Source organism: Streptomyces sp. V1I1 (genome assembly GCF_030817355.1).
Taxonomy (GTDB): Bacteria; Actinomycetota; Actinomycetes; order Streptomycetales; family Streptomycetaceae; genus Streptomyces.
In genome coordinates this window covers 1683705-1709041 of the sequence record NZ_JAUSZH010000001.1, presented here as the reverse complement: position 1 = coordinate 1709041, position 25337 = coordinate 1683705, and the positions used below count along the sequence as shown (strand labels likewise).

23 protein-coding genes and 1 riboswitch are annotated in these 25337 nt (G+C 69.8%); of the genes, 11 read left to right on the top strand and 12 right to left on the bottom strand.

Annotation, left to right across the window (positions count from 1 at the left end; all coding sequences use genetic code 11):
• The first annotated feature begins 102 nt into the window (after positions 1–102).
• Positions 103–981, top strand: a complete 879-nt coding sequence (locus tag QFZ67_RS08325; RefSeq protein WP_307660459.1) for an ABC transporter substrate-binding protein — start codon at positions 103–105, stop codon at positions 979–981.
• A 148-nt stretch (positions 982–1129) separates the two neighbouring features.
• Here QFZ67_RS08325 and QFZ67_RS08320 read toward each other — a convergent pair whose 3' ends face one another.
• Together QFZ67_RS08320 and QFZ67_RS08315 are read right to left on the bottom strand one after the other, a co-directional pair.
• The gene (locus QFZ67_RS08320; RefSeq protein WP_307660458.1) at positions 1130–1897 is read right to left on the bottom strand and encodes a CbtA family protein; all 768 of its coding nucleotides are present in this window, start codon (positions 1895–1897) and stop codon (positions 1130–1132) included.
• A gap of 28 nt (positions 1898–1925) precedes the next feature.
• A complete protein-coding gene (locus QFZ67_RS08315) occupies positions 1926–2141 on the bottom strand; it encodes a CbtB-domain containing protein (RefSeq protein WP_307660457.1) in 216 nt (71 codons plus the stop codon).
• Positions 2142–2144: 3 nt separating this feature from the next.
• A riboswitch (adenosylcobalamin (AdoCbl) riboswitch) is annotated at positions 2145–2292 on the bottom strand.
• 110 nt (positions 2293–2402) lie between these two features.
• Here QFZ67_RS08315 and QFZ67_RS08310 point away from each other — a divergent pair.
• A complete protein-coding gene (locus QFZ67_RS08310; protein WP_307660456.1) occupies positions 2403–2981 on the top strand; it encodes a histidine phosphatase family protein in 579 nt (192 codons plus the stop codon).
• A gap of 9 nt (positions 2982–2990) precedes the next feature.
• Here the strand turns inward: QFZ67_RS08310 and QFZ67_RS08305 are convergent, their stop codons facing one another.
• Complete coding sequence (locus QFZ67_RS08305) at positions 2991–5672, bottom strand: SpoIIE family protein phosphatase/ATP-binding protein (RefSeq protein WP_307660455.1); 2682 nt, start codon at positions 5670–5672, stop codon at positions 2991–2993.
• Between the two features lie 140 nt (positions 5673–5812).
• Positions 5813–7444 carry an FAD-dependent monooxygenase gene (locus QFZ67_RS08300; RefSeq protein ID WP_307665767.1) on the bottom strand — a complete coding sequence of 544 codons (1632 nt, stop codon included), beginning with the start codon at positions 7442–7444 and terminating at the stop codon, positions 5813–5815.
• Between the two features lie 272 nt (positions 7445–7716).
• Between QFZ67_RS08300 and QFZ67_RS08295 the strand changes: the two genes are divergently transcribed.
• From QFZ67_RS08295 to QFZ67_RS08265, 7 genes are all read left to right on the top strand, one after another.
• On the top strand, positions 7717–8838 hold the full coding sequence (locus tag QFZ67_RS08295; RefSeq protein WP_307660454.1) for a SchA/CurD-like domain-containing protein: 1122 nt from the start codon (positions 7717–7719) through the stop codon (positions 8836–8838).
• A gap of 66 nt (positions 8839–8904) precedes the next feature.
• Positions 8905–9372: a cupin domain-containing protein gene (locus QFZ67_RS08290; protein ID WP_307660453.1), complete on the top strand. Its 468-nt coding sequence runs from the start codon at positions 8905–8907 to the stop codon at positions 9370–9372.
• A complete protein-coding gene (locus QFZ67_RS08285; RefSeq protein ID WP_307660452.1) occupies positions 9369–10637 on the top strand; it encodes a beta-ketoacyl synthase in 1269 nt (422 codons plus the stop codon). The genes QFZ67_RS08290 and QFZ67_RS08285 overlap by 4 nt, the downstream gene beginning before the upstream one ends.
• A complete protein-coding gene (locus tag QFZ67_RS08280; RefSeq protein ID WP_307660451.1) occupies positions 10634–11884 on the top strand; it encodes a ketosynthase chain-length factor in 1251 nt (416 codons plus the stop codon). Before QFZ67_RS08285 ends, QFZ67_RS08280 begins: the two co-directional genes overlap by 4 nt.
• A gap of 15 nt (positions 11885–11899) precedes the next feature.
• Complete coding sequence (locus QFZ67_RS08275; protein ID WP_307660450.1) at positions 11900–12157, top strand: acyl carrier protein; 258 nt, start codon at positions 11900–11902, stop codon at positions 12155–12157.
• Between the two features lies 1 nt (position 12158).
• The gene (locus tag QFZ67_RS08270) at positions 12159–12638 is read left to right on the top strand and encodes an SRPBCC family protein (protein WP_307660449.1); all 480 of its coding nucleotides are present in this window, start codon (positions 12159–12161) and stop codon (positions 12636–12638) included.
• A gap of 40 nt (positions 12639–12678) precedes the next feature.
• Positions 12679–13011, top strand: coding sequence for a TcmI family type II polyketide cyclase (locus tag QFZ67_RS08265; RefSeq protein WP_307660448.1), 333 nt, complete (start codon positions 12679–12681; stop codon positions 13009–13011).
• A gap of 73 nt (positions 13012–13084) precedes the next feature.
• On the opposite strand, the gene QFZ67_RS08260 is transcribed toward QFZ67_RS08265, so the two are convergent.
• The 6 genes from QFZ67_RS08260 to QFZ67_RS08235 form a co-directional block, all read right to left on the bottom strand.
• Positions 13085–14137: a methyltransferase gene (locus QFZ67_RS08260; protein WP_307660447.1), complete on the bottom strand. Its 1053-nt coding sequence runs from the start codon at positions 14135–14137 to the stop codon at positions 13085–13087.
• A 35-nt stretch (positions 14138–14172) separates the two neighbouring features.
• Entirely contained in the window at positions 14173–15237 is a 1065-nt protein-coding gene (locus tag QFZ67_RS08255) for a nitrous oxide reductase family maturation protein NosD (RefSeq protein WP_373429967.1), read from the bottom strand.
• A gap of 322 nt (positions 15238–15559) precedes the next feature.
• Positions 15560–16798, bottom strand: a complete 1239-nt coding sequence (locus tag QFZ67_RS08250) for a cytochrome P450 (RefSeq protein WP_307660445.1) — start codon at positions 16796–16798, stop codon at positions 15560–15562.
• A gap of 54 nt (positions 16799–16852) precedes the next feature.
• Positions 16853–18247, bottom strand: coding sequence for an NAD(P)/FAD-dependent oxidoreductase (locus QFZ67_RS08245; RefSeq protein WP_307660444.1), 1395 nt, complete (start codon positions 18245–18247; stop codon positions 16853–16855).
• The gene (locus QFZ67_RS08240; protein ID WP_307660443.1) at positions 18237–18473 is read right to left on the bottom strand and encodes a ferredoxin; all 237 of its coding nucleotides are present in this window, start codon (positions 18471–18473) and stop codon (positions 18237–18239) included. Before QFZ67_RS08240 ends, QFZ67_RS08245 begins: the two co-directional genes overlap by 11 nt.
• Before the next feature lie 112 nt (positions 18474–18585).
• On the bottom strand, positions 18586–19206 hold the full coding sequence (locus QFZ67_RS08235) for a hypothetical protein (RefSeq protein WP_307660442.1): 621 nt from the start codon (positions 19204–19206) through the stop codon (positions 18586–18588).
• Positions 19207–19978: 772 nt separating this feature from the next.
• Between QFZ67_RS08235 and QFZ67_RS08230 the strand changes: the two genes are divergently transcribed.
• Complete coding sequence (locus QFZ67_RS08230) at positions 19979–21334, top strand: rhodanese-like domain-containing protein (protein ID WP_307660441.1); 1356 nt, start codon at positions 19979–19981, stop codon at positions 21332–21334.
• A 295-nt stretch (positions 21335–21629) separates the two neighbouring features.
• Here QFZ67_RS08230 and QFZ67_RS08225 read toward each other — a convergent pair whose 3' ends face one another.
• Positions 21630–23183: a serine/threonine-protein kinase gene (locus QFZ67_RS08225; protein ID WP_307660440.1), complete on the bottom strand. Its 1554-nt coding sequence runs from the start codon at positions 23181–23183 to the stop codon at positions 21630–21632.
• Positions 23184–23636: 453 nt separating this feature from the next.
• On the opposite strand from QFZ67_RS08225, the gene rsgA reads away from it, so the two are divergent.
• On the top strand, positions 23637–24752 hold the full coding sequence (gene rsgA / locus QFZ67_RS08220) for a ribosome small subunit-dependent GTPase A (RefSeq protein ID WP_307660439.1): 1116 nt from the start codon (positions 23637–23639) through the stop codon (positions 24750–24752).
• Positions 24753–24890: 138 nt separating this feature from the next.
• On the opposite strand, the gene QFZ67_RS08215 is transcribed toward rsgA, so the two are convergent.
• Positions 24891–25259 (bottom strand): PPOX class F420-dependent oxidoreductase, encoded by a 369-nt coding sequence (locus tag QFZ67_RS08215; RefSeq protein WP_307660438.1) that lies wholly within the window; start codon positions 25257–25259, stop codon positions 24891–24893.
• Positions 25260–25337 lie beyond the last annotated feature (78 nt).

The window sequence follows — 25337 nt, the reverse complement described above, 5'->3', positions numbered from 1 at the left end:
GTCCGCATGAGTGACCGCCGAGCCCGCCGGGCAGTCAAACGTCGATGCCCTCGGGGGAGGCGTCGCGATCTGTAACCGGCAATAGGCAGGGGTGGGGACGGTATGGCGCGTAAGAAGGACTGGGAATTCCTGGACGACCGCGGCCGCCTGGCGGCAGCGGCAACCACACCGTCGAGGCCGGTCGCCTACATCCAGGCCGGGGCGACACTCTTCGACCACGGCATTCGCCCGGTGGGCATCTTCGGTTCCAACCACGACGGCGACACCGCAGACCCGGCCAAGGCCGGCCCCCTGCCCGTAGGGGACATCGCCTATCTCGGGTCGGGATCACGCGTGGACGCGGACGCGGTCCTGCGGGCGGACCCCGACCTGGTGGTCGCCGTCGCCTACGGCACCGATCAGGTGTACGGCCTGGATCCGGACACGGCGAAGTACATCGAGGAACGGGTCCCGGTGGTGGTTTTCGACGTGGGGCAGGGCCGCTCACTCGGTGACGTGCGCGACCGGTTCACGGCGCTCGCCCGGTCGCTCGGAGCGGACGCCGACAGCTCGGGTGCGGTGGAACTCGCCCGTGCGGAAGGCCGGTTACGTACCCTCGCGGCCCGGGCCGCCGGGTTACGCGTACTGGCGCTGTCGCCCGCCACCCGGGACAGTGTCCACCTCGCCAGGCCCCGAGCCTGGGCGGACCTGCGGGCGCTGGCCGACTGCGGTATCGGCCTCGTGGAGCCCGAGTGCGGACCGGGCGCCAGCTGGTCCACCGTCGACTGGACCGCGGCCGTGTCGCTGCGGCCGGACATCGTGCTGAGCGACGTACGCGCCAATGCTCTGCCGGTCGACCGGCTCAGCGCGATCGAGGCGTGGCGGCCTGTGGCGGGACGGGCGCGGCTGGTGCCGTGGAACCCCGAGATTCCGTGCAGCCACCTCGCGCACGCACGCTTCTTCGACGCTGTGGCGGACGCGGTGGAGGCGTCTGCGGGATAACCGGGGGCTGCGCCCGCAGACCCGTCCCCTACGCCCTGCGGGCGTGGGGGGACCCCCAGTACGGCCTTCGGCCGTGTCCTCAATCTCCCGCCAGACGAAGTCTGGCGGGAGATTGAGGCGCGGGGTCCGGGGCGGAGGCCCAGCTCGGTCAGTTCGCGGCGGCTGTCGCCCGCGATGCGACCTTCCCCTCCTGCGCGGCAGCCTCCGGGGTGAGGAGCCGTTCGGCGAGGTGACCGAAGACCAGTCCGAAGACGGTCCAGACCGTGACCTGGATGGCGAGCGTGGCCAGCCGGAACTCCCAGACCACGGTTGCCGGGAAGCCCTTCGGCACCTCGTTGAACGAGGGCAGGAAGGCGAAGGCGAGACCGACGGCGACGACGAACGCGGCCGCGGCGGCGACGGTCGCGTTCCAGTTGCCAAGACGGGGAGCCAGACGCTTGCCGAGGATCACCGCGGCGACCGAGAGCAGGACGCTGAGCAGGATCATCAGGAAGTACAGCGTTGTTCGTTGGCCGATCGTGTCGGGGTCACCGACGGCCGGTGGGTTCGGCGGGTACTTGAGGAACGGCACGACGTACACGCTCAGCAGCGCGCCGAGAGCGACCAGCAAGGCTGTGGCGCGCGGTCCGAACCGGCCGATGCGGCCCAGCGCGACAGCGAACGCGAGGGCGGCGATGCCGCCGATCGCGACGGCGAAGACCAGTACGCCCGTGGCGAGACCGCCCGTGGACTGCATGGCGCGGCTGACGAGTTCCTCGCCGCCGCCGTGCTCATGGCTGTGGCTCTCCTCGAACGCGATGGCGGCGTCCACAGGGGACTCACCGAGCAGATACGCGACGACGAGAGCGAAGACGCCGGCGACCAGGCCCGCGAGCATGCCGCGGCCGAGCAGGCCTCTGACAGATATGGAGTTCATGGTGTTTCCCCTGAGCTCTGAAGAAGTTCTAGTGGCAGGGGAATCCGAGCAGATGGCGTCCGTCGTGGACCCACTCGTGGACGTTCTCGCCGGAGATGAGCGAGGTGGCGCCCTGCTCCGCGCCGACGAAGTAGAGCAGAACCAGCATCAGAACGCCGAAGAAGAGCGCCCAGGGGGCGATGGCCGTGAGCGAGATGGGGGTGATGGCCGGTGCGGCGGTGGCGGGCGCAACAGACTGTGCCATGGCAGAACCTCCTGGGGGAACACGCGTCCCGATCGTGGTGCCTGAGACGAAGGTGCTGGGTCTGACTTCCCGCGGGGAACGGGTACACAGTGGCGCGACCGTGCCGGATTCTCACCGGGCTTCCGTCACACCGTCGTCAATGTCCACGAGACCGTACCGCTTGCGGGCCTGCACCGCTACGGCGCAGGGGCGCGTGAACGGGCGCCCGAACGCCCATGATGTGCTTGTTCCTTGGCCGCGAAGGGGAGGGGAGCGCACGGGATGACGGTACGGGTGATGTTGGTCTCACCTGCGACGAACACGGCGCTGCGGGAGGCCCGCTTCGACGGCGACGCGCCGCTGGACGCGTCGGGAGCACGCCGCGCCCGCGCCGCCGCGGGTGCGCTGCCTCGCGCCGACCGGCTCTTGAGCGGCCCGTCCGCGCGCTGCCGGGAGACAGCCGCCGAGTTGGGCCTGCGGGCGGAGCCCGCCGAGGCCCTCGGCGACTGGGACTTGGGCCGCTGGCGTGGGCGACGACTGGACGAAGTGAGCGCCGGCGAGCCGGAGTCGGTGTCGGCGTGGCTCAGTGACCCGTCGTGCGCACCGCACGGCGGCGAGTCGCTGCGGTCGCTGTGCACGCGGGTGGGCGCGTGGCTGGAGTCGCTCCCGCCCGACGCGGGCCGTGTCCTCGCGGTCGTCGACCCGGCGGTGACGCGGGCGGCGATCGTGCAGGCTCTGTCCCTGCCACCTGAGGCGTTCTGGCGCTTGGACGTCGCGCCTCTGACCCTGACGGAACTCACCGGGCGCGGGGGCCGCTGGAACATGAGGTGCGGACGCCCGCTGGGCCCGGAGGCCGGCTGACACCCACGCTCACTGCCCCTCGGCCGGCAGTGGCTGTTCCGTCCAGATGACCTTGCCGTCCGAGGTGTACCGCGTGCCCCAGCGTTCCGCGAACTGGGCGACCAGGAACAGCCCCCGGCCGCCCTCGTCGGTGGTCGCCGCCTGGCGCAGGTGCGGGGACGTGCTGCTGTGGTCCGAGACCTCGCAGATCAGGGAGCGGTCACGGATCAGCCGTACGCGGATCGGGCCCGTGGCATACCGGATCGCGTTGGTGACCAGCTCGCTGAGGATCAGCTCCGTCGTGAAGGCCTCCTCCTCCAGACCCCACTCGGCCAGCTTGCGGGAGACGGCGGACCGCACCTCGCCCACGGCCGACGGGTCGGACGGCACCTCCCAGTCGGTCACCCGGCTGGAGTCCAGGACGCGCGTACGGCCGACGAGCAGCGCGATGTCGTCGCGCGGGCGTTCCGGCAGCAGCTCCTTCAGCACCGCCTCGCAGGTTTCCTCCGGGCTCCGGTCCGCGTGCTCCGCCAGCGTCTGGCGCAGCAGCGCCAGGCCGTCGTCGATGTCGCGGTCGCGGTCCTCCACGAGCCCGTCCGTGTACAGGACCAGGCGGCTGTCCTCGGGCAGCTGAAGGTCCAGGGTCTCGAAGGGCAGTCCGCCGAGCCCGAGCGGCGGGCCGCCGGGCACATCGGCGAAGACCGCGGTGCCGTCCGGGTGGACGATGACGGGCTGGAGATGGCCGGCCCGTGACATCGTGCAGTGTCCGGACACCGGGTTGTAGATCACGTAGATGCAGGTGGCTCCGGTGACCCCCTCCGTGCCGTCCGCGGTCTCGTCCTGGTCGATGCGGGCGACCAGCTCGTCGAGGTGCCACAGGAGCTCGTCGGGCGGCAGATCAAGGCTGGAGAAATTGTGGACCGCGGTCCGCAGCCGGCCCATGGTCGCCGCGGCGTGCAGGCCGTGGCCCACGACGTCGCCCACCACGAGCGCCACCCGGGCGCCAGGCAGCGGGATGATGTCGAACCAGTCCCCGCCGACACCGCCGAGCCCGCCGAGCCCGGCCTGCGCGGGCCGGTAGCGGTAGGCGACGTCGATGGCGTTCTGCTCGGGCAGGCCGCGCGGCAGCAGACTGCGCTGGAGGGTCACCGCCATGGTGTGCTCGCGGGTGTAACGGCGGGCGTTGTCGATGCTGACCGCGGCCCTCGCGACCAGCTCCTCCGCGAGGGACAGGTCCTCCTCCTCGAACGGTTCGGGCTTCTCGGAGCGCCAGAACATCGCCACGCCCAGAATCACGCCGCGGGCGCGCAACGGCACCGCGATCATCGAGTGGATTCCGTGCTCGACGAGCTTCCTGGCCCGCACCGGATCCTGCTCCTGCCATCCGGCGTACGCGGTCAGATCGGCCTCCATGACCGCCTCGCCCCTGCGGATGCCGAAACCCAGCGGCGTGGACGGCACAAAGCGGATCAGCTTGCCCAGCGGGTAGAGCGCGGTGTCGTCCCGCCGTCCCCTGAAGGCCATACGCCGCATGTCGTGGTTGGTGCCCGCGGCAGTCGGCTCCTCGCCGCGCAGCACCTCCTCCACCAGGTCGACGGTGGCGTAGTCGGCGAACCGGGCCGCGGCGAACTCCGCCAGCTCCTCGCAGGTGCGCACCACGTCGAGGGTGGTGCCGATCTCCGTACCGGCGTCGTACAGCAGCTTCAGACGCCCCCGTGCCACATCCGCCTTCCCGGTCAGCGCCCGCAGCTCGGTGGTGTCGCGCAGCGTCGCGACGCTGCCCGGCGGGCCGCCGTCCTGGTCCGTCGGCCGCTGGTTCACGGCGAGCAGCCGGTCCCCGACCAGATGCACCTCGTCGGTGGCGGTCCGCCCGGAGGCGAGCAGCCGGGCGGTGAGCGGGTCAAGGCCGAGCTCGGTGACCGGGCGGCCTTCCACGTCCGACGGCAGATTGAGCAGCCTGCGCGCCTCGTCGTTGGCGAGCAGCAGCCGCCCGTCACCGCCGACGATGAGCACGCCCTCGCGTACGGCATGCAGCACCGCGTCGTGATGCTCGTACATCCGGGTCATCTCGGCCGGGCCGAGGCCGTGGGTCTGGCGGCGCAGCCGTCGGGTCACCAGTGCCGTACCGCCGGTGGTGACGAGAAGCACCGCCCCGGTGGCCGCGAACAGAAGGGGGAACTGCTCCTCGACGACATTGCTGACATGCGCGATCGTGATCCCGGCGGACACCAGGCCGACGACCGAGCCATCACGTCCCTTGACCGGCACCACCGCCTGGACGAGCGGCCCGATCGTCCCGATGATCTTCTCGGTCGTGACGCCGCCGGCCAGCGCGGGCCCCAGATTGCCGACGAACTTCTTCCCGATCCGGTCGGGCAGCGGGTGGGTGTAGCGGATTCCGTCGGTGTTGGTGACGACGATGAAGTCGACGCCGGACCGCTTACGGGCCTCTTCGGCGCGCGGCTGGAGCACGGCCGTCGGATCGGGACTCTTCAGTGCCGCCTCGATGCCCGGCGAATTGGCGAAGGTCTCGGCGACGGCGACCGACCGGTTGCGGGCCTCGCGCTCGCTGTCGGACCTGGACTGCAGGACGAGCGCGACCATGGCGGCCGCGACGAGCAACACCACGATCGCCAATTGCAGGAGAAAGACCTGGCCTGCGACAGTTCGCATCCGTAGAACCGAGCGCGGGCGGCCGTAGCGTGCGGCCATGTCCTAGTTCTACACCTCCCCCATACGCAGAGCTATCTGCGCACCGTAGAGCGCAAAGGCCGCACGCGCGACGGGTTCGCCACAGATTTAGTGTGGTCCGGCCCGCGGATCTGCGCCTGGGTGGGGTAGCGGGACGTCGGTCAGGCGCGACTCAGCAGCGTGCTCATCGCCGCGTGGAGCGTCGCCTCCGGATCCTGGACGGCGCCCGGCGAACGCCAGGCCACGAAGCCGTCCGGGCGTACCAGCAGCGCGCCCTCGGGCGTGGTGCCGTGCATTGCGGCCCAGTCTGCATCGCCCTCGGGGACCAGATCGGCGTCCGGACCCGCACCGACCGCGTACGCGTCCAACTGCACGGACAGCCGCTCCGCGACCCTCCGCGCCGCTGCCTGCCACGCGGTGCCCGCCGCGCTGAGCAGCACGAACGACCGCTCGTAGAGGTCCAGGGTGGACACCCGCCCGGTGGGCCCGCCGACCCACATGTGCGGGGCGCGGGTGCCGGGTGCGCCCATCAGCTCCATGCGCTCCGGCACGATGGGCCGGTCCGGGGCGACGCCCAGGACCGCGCCGTGCAGATAGCTGTAACCCATCGCCACCGAGAGGATCCCGCCCTTGCGCCCGCCGCCCGGGGTGACCGCGGGTGCGTAGCCGGGGTGGCTGTGTTCCGCCGAGCGGGACGAGGCGCGTTCGCTCGTCGCGCGCGCCACCGGGCGCCGCTCCGCGTCGTACGTCTCGAGCAGCCCGGGACCCGCCGATCCGTCCAGCACCAGCGCGAGCTTCCAGGCCAGGTTGTGGGCGTCCTGGATGCCGGTGTTGGAGCCGAACGCCCCGGTCGGGGACATCTCGTGGGCCGAGTCGCCGGCCAGGAAGACCCGGCCTGACGAGTAGCTCCCGGCAACCCGTTCCGCGGCGTGCCACGGCGCCTTGCCGGTGATCTCAACGTCCAGGCCCGGCGCACCGGTTGCCTTGCGGATGTGCTCGGCGCAGCGCTCGTCGGTGAAGTCCTCGAGTGCCTCGCCCCGCTCGGGGTGCCAGGGCGCGTGGAACACCCACAGCTCCCGGTTGTCCACCGGCAGCAGGGCCCCGTCCGCTTCGGGGTTGGTCAGATAGCAGACGATGAAGCGCCGGTCTCCCACCGCGTCCATGAGCCGACGGGAGCGGAAGGCGATGCTCACGTTGTGGAACAGATCGCCGTTGCCGGTCTGGCCGATGCGCAGCTGTTCCCTGACGGGGCTACGAGGCCCGTCGGCCGCGACGAGATAGTCGGCACGCACGGTGCTGTGCTCACCGGTGTCCCGGTTCTTCAGGACCGCCATCACGCCCGTCGAGTCCTGCTCGAAGCTCAGCAGTTCGGTGGAGAACCGCACGTCGCCGCCTTGCGCGCGGGCACGGTCCAGCAGCACGGGTTCAAGGTCGTTCTGGCTGCACAGGCACCATGTCGTCGGGCTGAAGCGGGCCAGCCCGCCGCCGGGGTCGATCTCCTTGAACAGCCACTCCTGGTCGTCGCCGGTCAGCGAGCCCGCCTGCAGGATGCCGTGGTTGTCCGCGAGGACCGACGCGGCCTGCCGGATGTCCGCCTCCACCTCGGCGCCCCGGAACAGCTCCATCGTCCGCACGTTGTTGCCGCGTCCGCGCGGGTGCATCGAGGTGCCCGAGTGTTTTTCGACCAGCAGATGTCTGACGCCGTGGCGGCCCAGAAACAGCGACGTGGACAGGCCCACCAAGGAGCCGCCCACGATGAGGACCGGTACGCGGTGGTCGACGTTCTCTTCCATATCTGCCATGAGTCGCTCCAGCTCCTGCCGCCCGGGGGGATGGAACTTTCATGCCCTCTGGGGGAACGGTTCCCTCGCCCATTCACCCGCTTGGTTCTCAGCTCTCGCGCCAGTCGAAGTACCGGACCACGATCAATTGCGGGAGCGCCACCCGAGCCAGGGAGGCGGACCGTCCGTATCCGCAGGGTGGTTGAAACCCGGGCGGATTCCACCGACGACGGACGAGGAGCCACGGCACGTGGCGGCCGAGCTGTCGATAAGGAGTGTGAACGATGACAACCCTGTCGGAACGGATATCGCAGTCCGCCTTCGATGGCTCCAGGCTTCGGGTCGTGCTGCTGCTGGACCTCCAAGACGGCGCACAGAACCAGTTCCTCGAGGCGTACGAGCATCTGCGCAATCAGGTCGCATCGGTCCCTGGCCACATCAGCGACCAGCTGTGCCAGTCGATCGAGAACCCCTCGCAGTGGCTCATCACCAGCGAATGGGAGGGCGCCCCGCCCTTCCTCGCATGGGTGAACAGCGAGGAGCACGTGACGACGGTTCAGCCGCTGCACAACTGCGTACGGGACACCCGCTCGCTGCGCTTCAGCGTCCTGCGGGAGACCGGACAGGCCTTCACCGAGACACCCGCACAGCTCAAGGGCAGGCTCCAGGCCGCACCCCGGGTCGGCGACGGCGTCGTACGGCATGCCCTCACCTTCACGGTGAAGCCGGGCAGCGAGAAGGAAGTCGCGAAGATCCTGTCCGGGTACACCTCCCCGGCGGCCCGCGTCGACGAGAACACCCACCTGCGCCGCACCTCCCTCTTCATGCACGGCAACCGTGTCGTGCGGGCGATCGAGGTGCAGGGCGACCTTCTCGCCGGACTGCGCCATGTGGCCAGGCAGCCCGAGGTCAGGGCCGTGGAGGAAGCCATCAACCCGTATCTGGAACAGGACCGGGACCTTGAGGACCCCGACTCCGCCCGGATGTTCTTCACCCGGGCGGCTCTCCCGGCGGTCCACCATGTGGCGGGCGACGGGCGAAACCCCGCCGAGCTGAGCCGCCACGCGCTCTACTACCCGGCCAAGGAGGGCTGCGGAATGGCGCTGGCCCGGCTGCTCGCCAAGCAGGACGAGGCGGCGGCCGAGAACCCACAGAGCCCCATCGCGAGCAGCACCATCTTCCAGCGCGACGACATCGTCGTCCGCCTCGTCGATGTGAGCGGCAAGCTCGACGCGCAGCCCGCCCTGGCGCTCGGCGTCAGCGGACCCCGCAAGGCAGCCACCCTCGCCCGGCTGCTCGCCAACGGCGAGGACGGCATGCCGACCACCAAGAAGGAGATGTCGCGATTCCTCGCGGACTCCGAAATGCACCTGATCACCGACCGGATCGCGTCGCCGGAATCCTGAACCGCGCGTCCGGCCATCACGGCCACCGGCCGAGCCGTCGGGGGCAAGCACCTGGAGGAACCATTCATGACCACGCACCGCCCACGCATCGTGGACCTCAGCGAAACCCAGCCCAACCGCAGGCGCGGAGGCGACCTGCGCGCCATGCTCACCCCGACCGCGGTGGGCGCCACCAGTGGATTCATGGGCCTTGCCATCGTGCAGCCCGGCGAACGCATCGGCGAGCACTACCACCCGTACTCCGAGGAGTTCGTGTACGTGGTGAACGGGCTTCTGGAGGTGGATCTGGATGGTGAGACGCACCCGATGCGGTCGGATCAGGGCCTCCTGATCCCCCTGAACGTGCGCCACCGGTTCCGTAACGTCGGGGACGTGGAAGCCCGCATGGTCTTCCACCTCGGCCCGCTCGCCCCGCGCCCGGAGCTCGGGCACGTCGACACGGAGGAGAACGAGCGGCCCGACGACAACGACACCGGACACCCCGGAAGCGCCGAGCAGGGCAGGCCGCCGGAACGGACTGGGGTCGTTTCGTGAGCCGGCGGGTGGCGGTCACCGGGGTCGGTATCGTCGCCCCCGGCGGAGTCGGCGCCCAGGCGTTCTGGGACCTGCTCGCGAACGGCCGTACGGCGACGCGCGGCATAACGCTCTTCAACCCGGAGGGCTTCCGCTCGCGCATCGCCGCCGAGGTCGACTTCGACCCCGGGGCCCACGGTCTCGACCGGGAGCAGGTGGCGCGCTCGGACCGGTACATCCAGTTCGCGCTGGTGGCCGCCGAGGAGGCGATACGCGACTCCGGCATCGATCCGGAGAAGAAGGACCCCTGGCGTATGGGGGTCTCGCTCGGCACGGCGGTGGGTGGAACCACCCGCCTGGAGCACGACTATGTCGCGGTCAGCGGCAAGGGCGAGCGCTGGGACGTGGACCACCGGCCGGCCGGACCGCATCTGCACCGCGCGTTCTCACCGAGCTCCCTCGCCTCAGCGGTGGCCGAACAGGTCGGCGCCCACGGTCCGGTGCAGACCGTCTCGACGGGCTGCACCTCAGGGCTCGACGCGATCGGCTACGCCTGCCACGCCATCCAGGACGGCCGGCTCGACGTCTGCGTCGCGGGTGCGTCGGACTCACCGATCTCCCCGATCACGGTCGCATGCTTCGACGCGATCAAGGCGACCTCGCCGAACAACGACGACCCGGCCCACGCATCCCGGCCGTTCGACGCCAACCGGGACGGGTTCGTCATGGGTGAGGGCGGCGCCGTACTGGTCCTGGAGGAACTGGAGCACGCCCGGGCCCGCGGCGCGCGGGTGTACTGCGAGATAGGCGGCTACGCCACCTTCGGCAACGCCTACCACATGACGGGACTGACCCCCGATGGACTGGAGATGGCCCAGGCGATCAACAGCGCCCTCGATCACTCCCGTATCAACAGCTCCGAGATCGACTACGTCAACGCGCACGGCTCGGGCACCAAACAGAACGACCGGCACGAGACGGCCGCGGTGAAACGCTCCTTGGGCGACCACGCCTACAAGACGCCCATGAGCTCGATCAAATCGATGGTGGGCCACTCACTGGGCGCCATCGGAGCGATCGAACTCGTGGCCTGCGTCCTCGCCATGGACCGGCAAGTAGTGCCGCCGACGGCGAACTACGAGACCCCCGACCCCGAATGCGACCTGGACTACGTGCCGCGCACCGCCCGCCCCCGGAAGCTGCGCAGCGTGCTCTCGGTCGGCAGCGGGTTCGGCGGATTCCAGTCAGCGGTCGTCCTGACCCGGCCAAGTGGGAGGGCGCGATGAGCTCCGGAGAAGCCCGGCAGACGGTCATCACAGGCATCGGCGTCATCGCCCCCAACGGGTTCGGCACCGAAGTCTTCTGGAAGTCGACCCAGGCGGGCACCAGCGTCCTCGACCGGGTCACCCGCGAGGGCTGCGAGCAACTGCCGCTCCGTGTGGCGGGGGAGGTGCGCGACTTCGACCCCGGTGCGCTGATCGAAGAGCGCTACCTCGTCCAGACCGACCGCTTCACGCACTTCGCGATGGCCGCGGCCGATCTCGCCCTCGACGACGCCCGGCTCGGCCGCGCCGACTACGAAGGCTCGCCCTTCGCCGTTGGTGTGGTGACCGCCGCCGGGTCCGGCGGCGGCGAATTCGGACAGCGTGAACTGCAGCGGCTGTGGGGCCAGGGCTCCCGCTTCGTCGGCCCGTACCAGTCCATCGCCTGGTTCTACGCGGCCAGCACCGGCCAGATATCCATCCGCGCCGGCTTCAAGGGACCCTGCGGCGTCGTCGCCAGCGACGAAGCTGGTGGACTCGACGCGTTCGCGCACGCCGCAAGGGCGGTACGACGCGGCACCGACGCCGTCGTCGTCGGCGCCGCGGAAGCCCCGCTCGCCCCGTACTCGGTCGTCTGCCAGCTCGGGTACGAGGACCTGAGCACCTGTGAGGACCCGACACGCGCCTACAGGCCCTTCACCTCCGACGCCTGTGGCTTCGTCCCCGCCGAAGGCGGAGCGATGCTCGTGGTCGAGGAGGCGGCGGCGGCCCGCCGCCGAGGCGCCCGGCCGCGCGCCCTGGTGGCAGGGCACGCGGCCACCTTCACCGGGCCTTCCCAGTGGGAGCAGTCCCGGGAGGGTCTGGCCCACGCGATCCGCGGTGCGCTGGCGGAGGCCCAGTGCGCGCCCGAGGAGGTCGACGTGGTCTTCGCGGACGCGCTCGGCGTGCCGGAGGCCGACCGGGCCGAGGCGCTGGCGATCGCCGACGCGCTGGGCGCACACGGCCGGCGCGTACCGGTGACGGCACCCAAGACCGGTACCGGACGGGCCTACTGCGGAGGCCCCGTGCTCGACACGGCCGCCGCGGTGCTGGCCATGGAGCACGGCCTCGTACCGCCCACGCCCAACGTCTTCGACGTGTGCCACGACCTCGACGTCGTCACGGGCAAGGCCCGCCCCGCGCAGCTGCGGACTGCGCTGGTGCTGAGCCGCGGGCTGATGGGCTCGAACGCGGCGCTGGTGCTGCGCAGCGCCACCGACACCCCCTCGTGAGAAGGAGAAGTCCCCATGTCCGATCGACTGACCATCGAAGAACTCGCCGCCCTGATGAAGAAGGGCGCCGGACTCACCGTCGACCCCGTCGACCTGGCGAGCCGGCCCCAGGCCCGCTTCGACGAGTTCGGCCTCGACTCGCTGGGCCTGCTCGGCATCGTCGGCGAGCTGGAGAACCGGCACGGCCGTCCGCTGCCCCCTGACGCGGACCGCTGCAAGACCCCCCAGGAGTTCGTGGACCTCGTCAACAACACCCTCATGACTGGAGCCTGAAGTGCCCGGACACACCGAGAACGAGATCACCGTCGCCGCCCCCCTGGACCTCGTCTGGGAGGTGACCAACGACATCGAGAACTGGCCCCAACTGTTCAGCGAGTACGCGTCGGTCGAGATCCTCTCCCGGGAGGGCAGCACCACGACCTTCCGCCTGACCATGCACCCCGACGACAACGGCACGGTCTGGAGCTGGGTCTCGGAGCGTACGACCGACCGCAAGGGCCGCAAGGTACGGGCCCGCCGCGTCGAGACCGGGCCCTTCCAGTTCATGGACATCCTCTGGGAGTACTCGGAGGTCCCGGGCGGCACGCGCATGCACTGGACGCAGGACTTCGCGATGAAGCCGGACGCCCCGGTCGACGACGACTGGATGACCGACAACATCAACCGCAACTCCCGCGTCCAGATGGAACTCATCCGGGACAAGATCGAGCAGCGCGACCGCGAGAGCCGCTCCGCCTCGGTCACCGCCAACTGAACCCCGGGCAAGGGACCTGAGAGAGAAAGGGAGCTCCCCGATGCACCAAGCCCTGATCGTCGCCCGTATGGCGCCGGAGTCGGCCCCGGACATCGCCAGGCTGTTCGAGGCCTCCGACAACGGCGAACTGCCGCACCTCGTCGGGGTCGCCCGGCGCAGCCTGTTCCAGTTCGGCGACGTGTATCTGCACCTGATCGAATCCGAGCGGCCCCCCGGCCCCGAGATCGCGAAGGTGACGGACCATCCGGCGTTCCGGGACATCAGCGACCGGCTCACCGCCTTCGTCAGCCCGTACGACCCGGAGACCTGGCGCACCCCCAAGGACGCGATGGCCCGCCAGTTCTACCGGTGGGAGCGTGACGGAGCGGCCTGACACAACAATTGCCCCGGGCCCGGCTCTGTGCCGGGCCCGGGGCTTTTGTGCCGTAGGAGTGTGCCGCAGGGTCTCACTCGGGCACGGCGCCCTCGAACGCATGGAGATACGCGTTCACCGGACGGATCTCGCCGACGAGCAGGCCCGCCTCGGTCATCCTGTCCACCAGGCTTGCCTTGGTGTGCTTCGCACCGCCGACATTGAGGAGCAGAAGCAGGTCCATCGCCGTCGTGAACCTCATCGAGGGAGTGTCGTCGACGAGATTCTCGATGACGACGACCCTGGCGCCCGGGCGGGCCACCGTGACGATGTTCCCCAGCGTCCTGAGTGTGCTCTCGTCGTCCCACTCCAGGATGTTCTTGACGATGTAGAGATCGGCCTCGACCGGGATGTCCTCCCGGCAGTCCCCGGGAACGATGCGCACCCGCTCCGCCAGCGAGCCGCCGGCCCGCAGCCGGGGGTCCGCCTTCGCCACCACGTCGGGCAGATCGAGCAGGGTGCCCCGGACGTCCGGATGCTTCTCGAGCAGACTCGCCAGCACATGCCCCTGGCCGCCCCCGATGTCCGCGACCACACGGATCCCGGTCAGGTCGAGGAGCTCCGCGACCTCCAGCGCGGACTGCACGCTGGAGGTGGTCATGGCGCGGTTGAAGACATGGGCCGACTCGTGCGCGTCCTGGTGCAGATACTCGAAGAACCCCTTGCCGTACAGCTCGTGGAAGATGCTCTTGCCCGAACGCACCGCGTCGTCGAGCCGCGGCCACGCGTCCCAGGTCCATGGCTCCGTGCACCACAGGGCGATGTACCGCAGGCTGTTGGGGGCGTCCTCGCGCAGCATGAGGGACATGTCCGTATGGGCGAACGTCCCGTCCTCGGTCTCGACGAAGACGCCGTAACAGGACAGGGCGCGCAGGAGCCGGCGCAGGGGCTGCGGTTCGGTGTTCAGCGCGGCCGCGAGTTCCTCCGCGGTCGCCGGCGCGTCGCCGAGTGCGTCGGCCACACCCAGCCGGGCCGCAGCACGCACGGCAGCGGCGCATGCCGCTCCGAAGACGAGCTCCCGCATGCGCATGGCCGACTGGGGAGTGGACTCGAAGGTTGACGCTGGTCTGGGGGTAACGGTGGTCATACCGCCTCGATTCTCCGGGTGTCGGGGAACACCGGTCAGCACATCCCTGCGGGGGCGGATTCCTGGCACACGTTGTTGAGGAACGTGTTGTCCGTCCCCCCTTCTTGGTCGACCAGGTCCGCCGTCTTGTTGCCCTGCACCTGGTTGTTCTGGATGACGTTGGCGGTGTTCTGGGCGCCCACGAAGCTCTTGAACAGCACGATTCCGCCGGAGAGCGGCGTTGCGCCCACGTTGTTCAGGATCTGGTTCGAGCGGACGACGGTCGCCTCGGAACCGGTGAGGACGATGCCGGAGCCCTGGATGGCGGGCAGGCGCGGGGTGGCGGCGCAGAACTTGTTGTTCTTGTAGATCATGTTGCCGCGTACGGTCATCGCGCCGGCCGCGGGCTTCGATTCGTCGCCCACGACGAACACGCCGGCACAGTTCTCGGTCATGGCATTGCCGCGGACGGTGAGGTTACGGACCCGCCTGACCGTGACTCCGATCCGGTTCCCGATCAGTACGTTGTCCGCGACCACCGCACCCATGGTGTCGGTCGCCCCGCCCTCCTCGTCGACCGTGTTGGCGATGAAGATGCCGGCGTCGCCGTTGTCCCGCGCGACGTTGCCACGGAACACACCCCGGGTGGACTTCTGCTGAGCGATGCCCCAGATGCCGTTCTTCTCGGCGAGCACCCTTCTGACCGTCAGCCGGTCGGTGCCGGACGCCCAGATGGCGTTCTTCTTGAAGCCCGAGAGGGTGAGTGAGCGGATGCTGACCCCGTCGACGGTCTTGGCCGCCGTACCCATCACACAGATGCCGTTGCCGCTCTGCGCACAGGTGTTGGCGGTCGGCGTGGCAGCGGGCCCCGGCATGATGACCGTGCTCCTGCCGGACCCGCGCAGGGTCAGGTCCGCCTTGGTGATGAGCACGCTCTCTCGGTAGGTGCCGGGGTAGAGGAAGATTGTGTCTCCCGGCGCGGCGGCGTCGACCGCCGCCTGAATCGATTCGCCCGGATACACCGTGTGCCTGGCCGGTCCGGTGGACGGCGCCGCGGCGCCCAGTCCGGTGACCATGATTACTGAGATGCATGCGAGGCATCTGATCTGTCGTTTCGTCATGAGGCGAAGCTATGGGCGATCATCCGCGCTCGCCACATGGAGTGAGCGGATGGATACCTACTGTGCGCGAATGGCCGCTCACGTCCCCCCGACTGGGCCAACTGCGCCTCGGCCGGGCGGTGCTCAAGGGGGTGTGGGCCGAGCACGCCAACCGCTGAGGCGCGAATGCCGCGGCGTGATCGTGGGCAGCGCGGTCGGTGCGGCGCCGGGGTCGTCGTCGGACATCGCGACGGCGACCCCGTCGCCCACTCGGGCGGCGGGGTCGCACAGGAGACGATGGAGGAGGCTCCGCGACAACAGGTCTTCGCCTCACAGAGCTTCGCTAGGCACGGAAGCCGTCGAACGCGATGTTCAGGTGGCGGGGTCCGCGCAGGACGGCGTTCTGGCGGTAGGGGGGTGGGTCCTCCAGCAGGCGGGGGTTGTCGAGCCTGCGGGCGAGCTCGGTCAGGGCGAGCTGTGCCTCCAGGCGGGCGAGGGGCGCGCCGAAGCAGTTGTGGATGCCGCTGCCGAAGCCGAGGTGCTGGTTGTCCTTCCGGTCGGGGTCGAACCGGTCGGGGTCGAGGAACCGTTGCGGGTCCCGGTTGCCGGAGGCCAGGACGAGCCAGACGGACGCGCCCTTGGGGATGGTGGTGCCGGCGATGTCGATGTCCGCGAGGGTGGTGCGCTGTGGAAGCAGCTGCACAGGGGGCTCGAAGCGCAGGAGTTCTTCCACGAGCGGGACGGCCAGGCGGGGTTCGTCCCGCAGCCGCTTGAGAACGTCCGGGTTGCGCAGCAGGGTGAGCATGCCGTTGGTGATGAGGTTGACCGTGGTCTCGTGGCCGGCGATCAGGAGCAGCGCAGCAGTGCTGAGCACCTCAATCGGGGTCATCTGCCCGTCCGGGCCATGGTCGGTGACCAGCGCGGAGAGCATGTCGTCGCCGGGTGCGCCGCGACGTTCGTCGATGAGCCCGGACAGGTACATGCCCAGTTCGGTGCGGGCCTGCTGGGTGACGCGGAGCCGCTCGCCGGGGTCCTGGTCCGGGTCCGGGTCGAGGCTGGCGGCGATGGTGTCGGCCCAGGAGTGGAAGCGTGCCTCGTCCTCGCGTGGAATCCCGAGCAGTCGGCAGATCACGGTCACGGGGAAGGGGTAGGAGAAGTTGTCGACGAGGTCGACCTGGTCCCGGTCTCCGAAGCCGTCGATGAGGTCGGAAACGATCCGGGCGAGTTCGCCGTGCATGTTGTGGACGCGCCGGGGTGTGTGCGGCGGTCCGAACGGGTGCATCGTCATACGGCGCAACCGGTCGTGCTCTGGAGGGTCGAGCTTCAGGAAGGCGGGCGGCAGAGCCGTTGTCTCCTCTTCCTGCTGGGGAAGTGCGCCGGCGGCCTGGGGCGAGAGGTTACGGGCGTCCGAGCTGATCCGCGGATCGTGCAGCAGGCTCTTGATCTCCCAGTAGGTACTGACGACGAACAGAGCGTCTCCCTGTTGGGACACCGGCGTCTTGCGGAGCTCGGCGTACAGGGGATAGGGGTCGGCGCGGTTGGCGTGATCGGTGATCTGCCGCAGGAGCATGCCTTGCGTCATGATGGCGTCCTTGTGGGCGTTGGACAGCGGGCTTCCGGGTGCCCCGTGCCGCGGTCAGGCTCGGGCAGGGGTGAACGTGATCCGCCGGTCGGTCGGCGAGTAGCCGCTGAGGGTGACAGACGGCCCGTGGGTGGGCAGTGAGGGGTCGGGGAAGTCGGCCGGGACCGGCCGCAGACCTTCGGGACGGCGGTCCACCGTGGGGAATGCCGGCGGGAACGGCGCGGCCGTTTCGATCTGCCGCTGGTAGAACTCCAGCCACTTCGTCTGGTCGAAGGTGACGGCGGCGATGACGCGGCCCTGGTATCCGTACACGCCGGTGAAGCGGCGCTCGGCGAGTGACCCTTGGGCGATGAGGACCTCCTCGCCCAGGGACGGCACGCCGACCGACTTGATGCTGACCCCGAATTGGGAGGACCAGAAGGCCGGCACCCACAGGTGCGGACGGCGGTCCGAACTGGCGCTGATCATGTTGTGCGCCGCGATCTCGGCCTGTGCGACGGCATTGCCCCAGTGTTCGAGGGACAGGAACTGGTACCCGAAAAGCGCGTGCGGGGATCGTGCGACGTCGCCGGCGACGAAGATGTCGTCGGTCACGATGCCCCGGACGTCGAAGGCCCGGCATCCGGCGTCGCAGGCGATTCCGCGCGGGCCGGCGCCGAGTCCGGATTCCGCCAGCCACGCGGTGTTGCGCGTCGCGCCGAGCGAGACCACCGCGACATCCGCGTCGATGGTGGTGCCGTCGGACAGGTGGGCGCTCCGCAGGCGTCCCGCCGAGTCGCCCTCCAACCCCGTGACCATGATTCCGCAGCGCAGGTCCACGCCGTGTTCGCGTTGCAGCTCTGCGGCCGCCTGGCCGACCACGCCGCCGAGCGCGCCCACGAGAGGCGCTGCTGCGCGTTCGGCGACGGTGACCGGCAGCCCGCGCTCGCGGCAGGCGGATGCGATCTCCGAGCCGGTGAAGCCGGCACCGATGACGAGCACCCGGCGGGGCGCGGCCATCAGCCGCCGGTGCAGACCGGCCGAGTCGTCGCGCGTACGCAGTACGAAGACCCCGTCCAGGTCGGCTTCTGCCTCATGCGGCCATGGCCGGGCATGAACGCCGGTCGCGATCAGCAGCCGGTCGTACTCCACCTCGTCGCCGTCGGCCAGGCGCACCCGTTTGGCCGCCATGTCCAGCCCGGTTGCGGCGACACCGAGCCGCCAGTTTGCGTCGAGCGCCATACGCCGGGGCAGTGCGGTGCGGTCGGCGGTCGCCTTGCCCAGCAGGACCTGCTTGGAGAGCGGCGGCCGGTCGTACGGTTCGTAGGGCTCGTCGCCGATCAGCGTCAGTGAACCGGTGAAGCCTTCCTCCCGCAGGGTCTCCGCGGCCCGGAGGCCGGCGAGGGAAGCGCCCACGATCACGATCCGCCCCTCACGCCTCATCCATTCCAAGAACCCGTCACTGGCCACTGGACAGGCCCTCCTTCACCGTGGCGGCCGCATCGCCCAGGTCGTCCACCAAGATGGCCTGGACCGGACACGACGCGACGGCGCGCGCCACGTGCTCCCGCTGTGAATCGTCGGCGTGCGGGTTGTACAACAGCGCCTCGTCGCCGTGCATGGCGAATACATCGGGTGCGAGGAAGGCGCACTGCGCGTACCCCTGGCACCGGTTGAGATCGACGACAAGCCTCATCAGGGGGCCGCCCTTTCAGTAGTCCCTGCCCCAGCATGCGAGCGTTGTTGTGCTTCCGCGAGCACAGCGGGCCAAAGGAGTTATCGGTCGATAACGCTCGGGAAATGGCTCGTCATGAGGAGACGGCTGGTGCGGGCCGAGGGCGGAAGCTGGCCACAAGAATGTGGATGCTGACAATCAGCGCCCAGAGGGGGAAGACCAGTTCGGACCAGGCGATGCTGTCCGTCACGAAGAGCAGTGTCAGGGCGACGAGATAGCCCAGGAGGGAAAGCCAGCGCGGAAGAACTCCGAGCCGATGCCCGATGGAGGAGGTCGAGAAGACGAATACCGCGGCCATGCGCATCGAGTAGGTCGTCAGAAGGCTGTAGGTGAAGTGCTGGCCGAATGACGACAGTTGCTCGTTGGAGCCCGCCCCGGACCCATCAGCCGTGGCCAGCAGGCTTCCGGCTGCCGCCGAGGCCCCGAAAAGAGTCGCCACGAACAGCAGACCGCTGCCCATGAAGACAGTGGCGATGAACTTGTCCTCCGCTTCTCCGATACGTGCGCGCACAGCGCCCATGAACCAGAGGAAGAAGATGCCCGCGAATGGGATGAGGTCGAGCGCCGTCTGAACCGTGCGCCGACGCGAGGGATCGATGAACCAGTCGCTGCCCCCGTCGCTCGGCTCGTCCGGTATCGACAGGCGGACCAGAATGATGGCGCCGGCCAGCAACAGGGCGAAGATGATCCCCACCAGGCCCGCAGCTCGTGGAGTGCGCAACGACTGATGTCTCGTCTCCATGGGCGGTCGTTCGCTCCTCTCCCTGTCCCTGCGTCACCCGATCCGAGGACGACTAGGACCAGCAAGCACCCGCGCAGGCGGCAGCGCCACCCGGACCACGCGTGAGGGTGACGTGCGGCGACCAGCAGCAGGCCCCGGCCCCGGCACGCGGACACGAGCCGGGCCGCACGGAGCGTCGCATGCGGGCCCTGCCTGAGGTGGGGGAGGACGGGCTTCCTGTGGAGCCTGCTCCCGCGGTCGTGACGCCGCACGATCCGCTGCGGGTCATCAGCACCGGTGACTGGGGCGCCCTCGACCACGCGAGGGCCGCGGCAGACCACGCGAGGGCCGCGGCATGGCTGCGGACACGACAGTCCCCGGCAAGTCCTTGTCGATGTCGTGAGTCTCAGTCGTCGCTGCTGGCTCCGATACCGACAGATTCCGCCGGGGGCCTGGCCAGAGCCGAGAATAGGGTCACGCCGCCCATGGACGTCTCCATAGGTATTGCGGCTCTTTCCGGTTGTCCGGTGTATTGACCAGTTTCCTCCCCATTCTGTTCTAGTCAAGGGGCTTGCCTGGCTTTTCGGGGGACGAACCTAGCCTTGAAGTAACCCGCGCCCGCATCGGCAATTCCCCATGGACCCTGGGCCACGGCCTGGACACCCGAGTCGTGCCGCGGACGAACAGGGGGAACGCTTGAAACAGGGGGAACGCCTAGGGAACGACGGCGGAGCAGGGTGACGGCATGAACGAGATCGAGATCATCACCACCGCATCGCTCGGTGACACCAGCTACCTCCTGGTCAGCGGAGACGAGGCCGCGCTGGTCGACCCTCAGCGGGACAGCTGGGCACTGATGGAGTCCTGTACCTCCAGGGGGGTACGGATCCGGTACGCCCTGGAGACGCATGTGCACAACGACTACGTCTCCGGTGCGCTGGAGGTCCGCGCGGCGACCGGCGCCACGGTGGCCGGCCCGGCACGGGCGCCGTACGCCTTCGACCACCTGCCGCTGGCGGAGAACGACGAGATCGCCGTCGGAGACGTGATCGTCCGGGCGATGGAGACACCCGGGCATACGGTCGAGCACACGTCGTACCTCGTCTTCGAAGACAGCCAACCGGTGCCGACGGCCGTCTTCACCGGAGGCAGCCTGCTCGTCGGCAGCGCCGGCCGTACCGACCTGTCCGGTGACGACCACACCGAAGAGCTCGCCCGGGCGCAGTTCCGTTCGCTGAGGCGACTGTCGCTGCTGCCGGACGCCACCCGGGTGCTGCCGACGCACGGAGCGGGCAGCTCCTGTGCGGCCGGACCGGTGTCGCAGGACAGGACCACCACCGTGGGCGCCGAGCGGCGCACCAACCCCGCACTGACCACCCAGGACGAGGAGGAGTTCATCAGCCAACGGCTGTCCGGCCCGGCGCCGTACCCCGCCTACTACCAGTACATGGCACCGATCAACCGGTTCGGACCGGGTGTACTCGGTGGGCCGCCCGCTCTTGGGCCGCTGACGCCGGGCATGGCGGAAGGAATGGCCGCGGGAGGGGCGCAGATCGTCGACGGGCGTGACCGCGGAACCTTCGCCGCGGCCCATGTGCCCGGGTCGCTCTGCGACGAGCTGGACGACCGCTTCGCGAGCCTGATCGGCGAGGTTGTGCCGTTCGGCACACGCATGGTGCTGGTACTGCCGGAGCCGGCCGAGGAGGAGGCGGCCGACGAGGCGATGACCCAGCTGCTGCGGATCGGATACGAGAACGTCGCGGGCTACCTGGAGGGAGGCATCCACGCCTGGCAGTCCGACGGCCGCCCGCTGCGTGCCTTCGGTACTGCGGACGTGTCCGAGTTGGCCGCGCGCATCGCCGAGGTGCGGGTGCTCGACGTCCGGCCCATGCGCCCGGAGGGCGGAATTCCGGGCACGCTCGGCGTGCCCCTCGCCGAACTGCCCGGGCGGCTCGACGAGATCCCCAGGGACCGCGAGATATGGACAGTCTGCGGAAGCGGTCGCCGGGCGATCATCGCGGCGAGCCTGCTCGACCAGGCCGGCATGCCCGTGACGGCGGTGGTCAGCGGTGGCGTGCAGGACCTGATGGCACTCATATGAGTGAGGAGAAGATCATGGGCAGCAGTGGCTACGCACATCCGGAGCGCGTATCCGACCGGGGTCGGTCGCCGCATGCTCCGCGCTGGACTTGCCCTCGCTGATGCAGTTCGCCGGCGGGCTCCTGCACGACCAGGATGCCGTTATCGCGTCGATGACCGGCGCGACGGTCGCGTTGGCCGGAAGGTCGAGTTGCCGAGGTGCCGGCCCGGCTGGAGTGGGGGTGTCGGCGAGTCGTCTTGGCCGCTACCGCCAGGCTGGGTATACAGCGGTTCCACCGGCACGACGGCCGTCCCCGTCAGCGCCGGGTGAGGGTGGACGGCGCGCCGGCGGACTGCGCCCCTTCCTCGCCCAGGTCCAAGGTGTCGCGGCCGGTCATCGTGACGACGTAGATATTTCCCTTCGGGCAGGAGACGGCGGCCGACTGGTCGGTGGGATGGTTGGTGGCCGCCTCGAAGACCATGGATGTCCTGCGTACCTCCTGCAGTCGCAGAGCCTCGGTGCATCCCAGCTCACGGCCGGTGCCCACTTCGGTCACGTGGCTGACCTGCTTGCCCGCCAGTGCACCTCGCAGTGCCCGGTGGAGGGTCAAGGTGACGGCGAAGCCGTTGGTCCGGGCCTGGGTGACGCCGTCGGCCGATGGGGTGCCCGGGCCGGTGCCGACCCATGTACCCGCCCAGGCCGCGGGCAGAGAAGCGACGGTGGAAGACGGCGAAGGCGTCCCGCCGGATGCATCATCGCCGGGCAGATGCCGCAGGACGAGCGTCCCCGCCGTCGCGATCAGGGACGCGGTGACTGTCCCCGCGATCGCCCAGGCGGTACGGCCGGACAAACGCCGTCGCAGGAATCCGATGGCCGGCGGGGCGGCGGTCCCTGCGCCGCCGGAAGCCGGGGCATCCGCAGCCGCACCTGACGCAGCCGCCACAGGCGGCAGTTGCGCTGGGGCGGCGACCAATGCGTGCGCCTCCCCCTCCCGCACCGCGATATCCCTCTCCAGCGCCTCAGGCAGCAGCTGCGGCCAGGTACCGGTGCGGCCGCCCAGGCGTTCCAGCAGCGCGCCGATGGCGCCGGCCGTCGGCCGCTGCTGCGGGTCCTTGGCCAGACAGGACCGAAGCAGCGAAATCAGGGACGCCGGAACCCCGTCGAGAATCGGCTCCTCGTGCACGATTCGGTACAGCAACACCGCGGCCGAGACCTCCTCGTCCCGGCGGGAAAAGGGGCCCATTCCGGTCGCCGCGTACACCAGCACCGCAGCCAGGGAGAAAACATCAGCCGGCGCACCCGACCCCCCGGCACTCGCCTGCTCCGGCGCCAGATAACCGGGAGAACCGATCACACCGCCGGTCCGCGTATGACGCGAGTCCTCCATAGCCCGCGCGATCCCGAAATCGATGAGCAATGGACTACGGCGGCCCAACAGCACATTGGACGGCTTGACATCCCGGTGCGCAAGACCCGTCCCATGCACGGCCCCCAGCGCCCCGCACAGCTCAGCTGCCAGGGCCAGTACGGACCGCTCGGGCAGCCGGCCGTACCGCTGCACCCACTCCGCCAGGGACGGCGCGGCCACGTACTCCGTGGCGAGCCACTGCGGGCGCTGCCCCACCGGGCTGTAGTCCACCACCGCAGTGGTCCAAGGGGAGCGCACCCGGTCGCTGTTACGGATTTCACGCGCGAACCGCTCCTCGAACCCCGGTTCCCTCCCGAACTCGGCACGCACCGTCTTCAACGCCAGCGGACGCCCCGACACCGTCCGGGACAGATACACCCGCCCCATGCCACCCTCACCCAGCCGCGCCAGCAGCGGATAGCCACCAATAGCACCCGGATCCGACCCGTCCAGCAACTCCACGCCCCCGCCGCCCCCTCACACCTACACACTGCCAACCGTGCCCAGCCCCCGGACCCAGTCCAACCGAGATCCGCATCCGCACCAGGCATCACCCGCCACACCCAGCACAGCTCTCGGCCGCCCGAGAACTGTAGCTGCGTCCGTCACTCCAGGGGGCTTCCCCTGACTGCGGCGCCGCGAGGCCGAGGTGTCCGCGGTAAACAGCTGGCGTCGCATCGCGGGGCGGGGTTACCGTTCCTTCGTTCCCGGACGCGGCCGTGGGTCGCTCCCGGAAGGACACGTTGGTTCGTTGAGGAAGCAGGAGGTGAGGACATTGATGACTGTCACGGCGACGGGCGCTGCCCGCATTCAGGAGTTCATCATCGTTTCCACCCCTGTGGTCTCCGGCTGACACCCACTCATCTTCCGTGCGCGCTCAGCGCGTTGCCGGGGCCACCCTTCGAAGGGTTTCCCTTGTCCAACGCTTCGCTCAACCCGTCTTCCACTTCTGATGCCCAGCACGCCCTCGCCTCCTACGGCTGGGACGAAGGCTGGGCCGCCGAGTTCGCTCCGTACGCCGAGCAGGGGCTGCTGCCCGGCCGGGTCGTACGGGTCGACCGCGGCCAGTGCGATGTCGTCACCGCCGACGGGCTGGTCCGCGCCGACACCGCGTTCGTGACGCCGCACGATCCGCTGCGGGTCGTCTGCACCGGTGACTGGGGCGCCGTCGACCGGGTCGGCGATCCCCGTTTCGTACGGACGTATCTGCCGCGCCGTACCGCCTTTGTACGTTCCACCTCGTCGAACCGCTCCGAGGGGCAGATCCTCGCCGCCAACGTCGACCACGCGATCATCGCGGTCTCGCTCGCCGTCGAGCTCGACCTCGGGCGGATCGAGCGGTTCCTCGCTCTGGCGTGGGAGAGCGGGGCGCAGCCGCTGGTCGTCCTCACCAAGGCGGACCTCGTACCGGATGCGACCGGGCTTTCGTACCTCGTCCAAGACGTGGAGACGACCGCGCCGGGGGTGCAGGTGCTGCCCGTAAGTTCGGCGACCGGTGAGGGCGTCGACGTGCTCGCGGCAGTCGTGTCGGGCGGTACGAGCGTGCTGCTCGGGGCGTCCGGTGCGGGCAAGTCGACGCTCGCCAACGCGCTGCTCGGCGAGGACGTGATGGATGTTCAGGCCACCCGCGACGCCGATGGCAAGGGCCGGCACACCACGACGACCCGCAACCTCCTCGTCCTGCCCGGCGGGGGCGTGCTCATCGACACCCCGGGGCTGCGGGGGGTCGGGCTGTGGGACGCGGAGGCCGGTGTGGGCCAGGTCTTCTCGGAGATCGAGGAGCTCGCCGAGGGGTGCCGCTTCCACGACTGCGCGCACGATGCGGAGCCGGGGTGCGCGGTGCTCGCCGCGATCGAGGACGGTTCGCTGCCGGAGCGGCGGCTGGAGAGCTACCGCAAGCTGCTCCGGGAGAACCAGCGCATTGTCGCGAAGACGGACGCGAGGGTGCGGGCGGAGATTCGGCGCGACTGGAAGCAGAAGGGCGCGGCGGGCCGCGCGGCGATGCAGGCGAAGCGCGGCCGCGTGCGCTGATTTTCGGGGCTCGGCCCGGGCCCCGCTCCTCAATCTCCCCCGGACGTCTGGGGGAGATTGAGGACAACGCCCGAAGGGCCGTACGGGGGTCTGGGGCGTGCCCCAGTTCGGGAAGGGGCGGGGTGGGGAACAGGTCCCCTACTCCTCCAAGCCCCAGCTGTGAATCTTCCTCGGGTGGATCCGGATCAGCTCCTCACTGAAGTGCGGCCCCAACTCGTGCGGCTCCGTCAGGAGTTCCGCCTCGCCCCGGATGTCCACTCCGCGTACCTTCCACGGGCGGAAGCTCACAATGTCGTCAACGACCAGCGCCACCTTCGGGTTCGCCTTCAGGTTGCGCCACTTCTTCGTCGTGCCCAGGGCATAGCCACCGATCAGGATCGTCCCGTCGTCCTGCGGGAAAAAACCGACCGGGTTCGCCTGCGGCTGGCCCTTCGGGTCGACGGTCGCCAGCCGGCCCAGTCGCTGGGACGAGAGGTACGCGCGCTCGGCTTCGCTGAATTCGGTCATGAATAAGAGCCTCACACGCGTACCTCGTCTGCCGCATCGGATGCGGGACCTAGGCGAGTCCTAGGACCTCAGCCCGGT

Excerpts from the sequence above, each read along its gene's own strand:
- QFZ67_RS08325 (WP_307660459.1), top strand. The coding sequence starts at position 103 with ATGGCGCGTAAGAAGGACTGGGAATTCCTGGACGACCGCGGCCGCCTG.
- QFZ67_RS08320 (WP_307660458.1), bottom strand. The coding sequence starts at position 1,897 with ATGAACTCCATATCTGTCAGAGGCCTGCTCGGCCGCGGCATGCTCGCG.
- QFZ67_RS08315 (WP_307660457.1), bottom strand. The coding sequence starts at position 2,141 with ATGGCACAGTCTGTTGCGCCCGCCACCGCCGCACCGGCCATCACCCCC.
- QFZ67_RS08310 (WP_307660456.1), top strand. The coding sequence starts at position 2,403 with ATGACGGTACGGGTGATGTTGGTCTCACCTGCGACGAACACGGCGCTG.
- QFZ67_RS08305 (WP_307660455.1), bottom strand. The coding sequence starts at position 5,672 with ATGGCCGCACGCTACGGCCGCCCGCGCTCGGTTCTACGGATGCGAACT.
- QFZ67_RS08300 (WP_307665767.1), bottom strand. The coding sequence starts at position 7,444 with ATGGAAGAGAACGTCGACCACCGCGTACCGGTCCTCATCGTGGGCGGC.
- QFZ67_RS08295 (WP_307660454.1), top strand. The coding sequence starts at position 7,717 with ATGACAACCCTGTCGGAACGGATATCGCAGTCCGCCTTCGATGGCTCC.
- QFZ67_RS08290 (WP_307660453.1), top strand. The coding sequence starts at position 8,905 with ATGACCACGCACCGCCCACGCATCGTGGACCTCAGCGAAACCCAGCCC.
- QFZ67_RS08280 (WP_307660451.1), top strand. The coding sequence starts at position 10,634 with ATGAGCTCCGGAGAAGCCCGGCAGACGGTCATCACAGGCATCGGCGTC.
- QFZ67_RS08275 (WP_307660450.1), top strand. The coding sequence starts at position 11,900 with ATGTCCGATCGACTGACCATCGAAGAACTCGCCGCCCTGATGAAGAAG.
- QFZ67_RS08265 (WP_307660448.1), top strand. The coding sequence starts at position 12,679 with ATGCACCAAGCCCTGATCGTCGCCCGTATGGCGCCGGAGTCGGCCCCG.
- QFZ67_RS08260 (WP_307660447.1), bottom strand. The coding sequence starts at position 14,137 with ATGACCACCGTTACCCCCAGACCAGCGTCAACCTTCGAGTCCACTCCC.
- QFZ67_RS08255 (WP_373429967.1), bottom strand. The coding sequence starts at position 15,237 with ATGACGAAACGACAGATCAGATGCCTCGCATGCATCTCAGTAATCATG.
- QFZ67_RS08250 (WP_307660445.1), bottom strand. The coding sequence starts at position 16,798 with ATGACGCAAGGCATGCTCCTGCGGCAGATCACCGATCACGCCAACCGC.
- QFZ67_RS08240 (WP_307660443.1), bottom strand. The coding sequence starts at position 18,473 with ATGAGGCTTGTCGTCGATCTCAACCGGTGCCAGGGGTACGCGCAGTGC.
- QFZ67_RS08230 (WP_307660441.1), top strand. The coding sequence starts at position 19,979 with ATGAACGAGATCGAGATCATCACCACCGCATCGCTCGGTGACACCAGC.
- QFZ67_RS08215 (WP_307660438.1), bottom strand. The coding sequence starts at position 25,259 with ATGACCGAATTCAGCGAAGCCGAGCGCGCGTACCTCTCGTCCCAGCGA.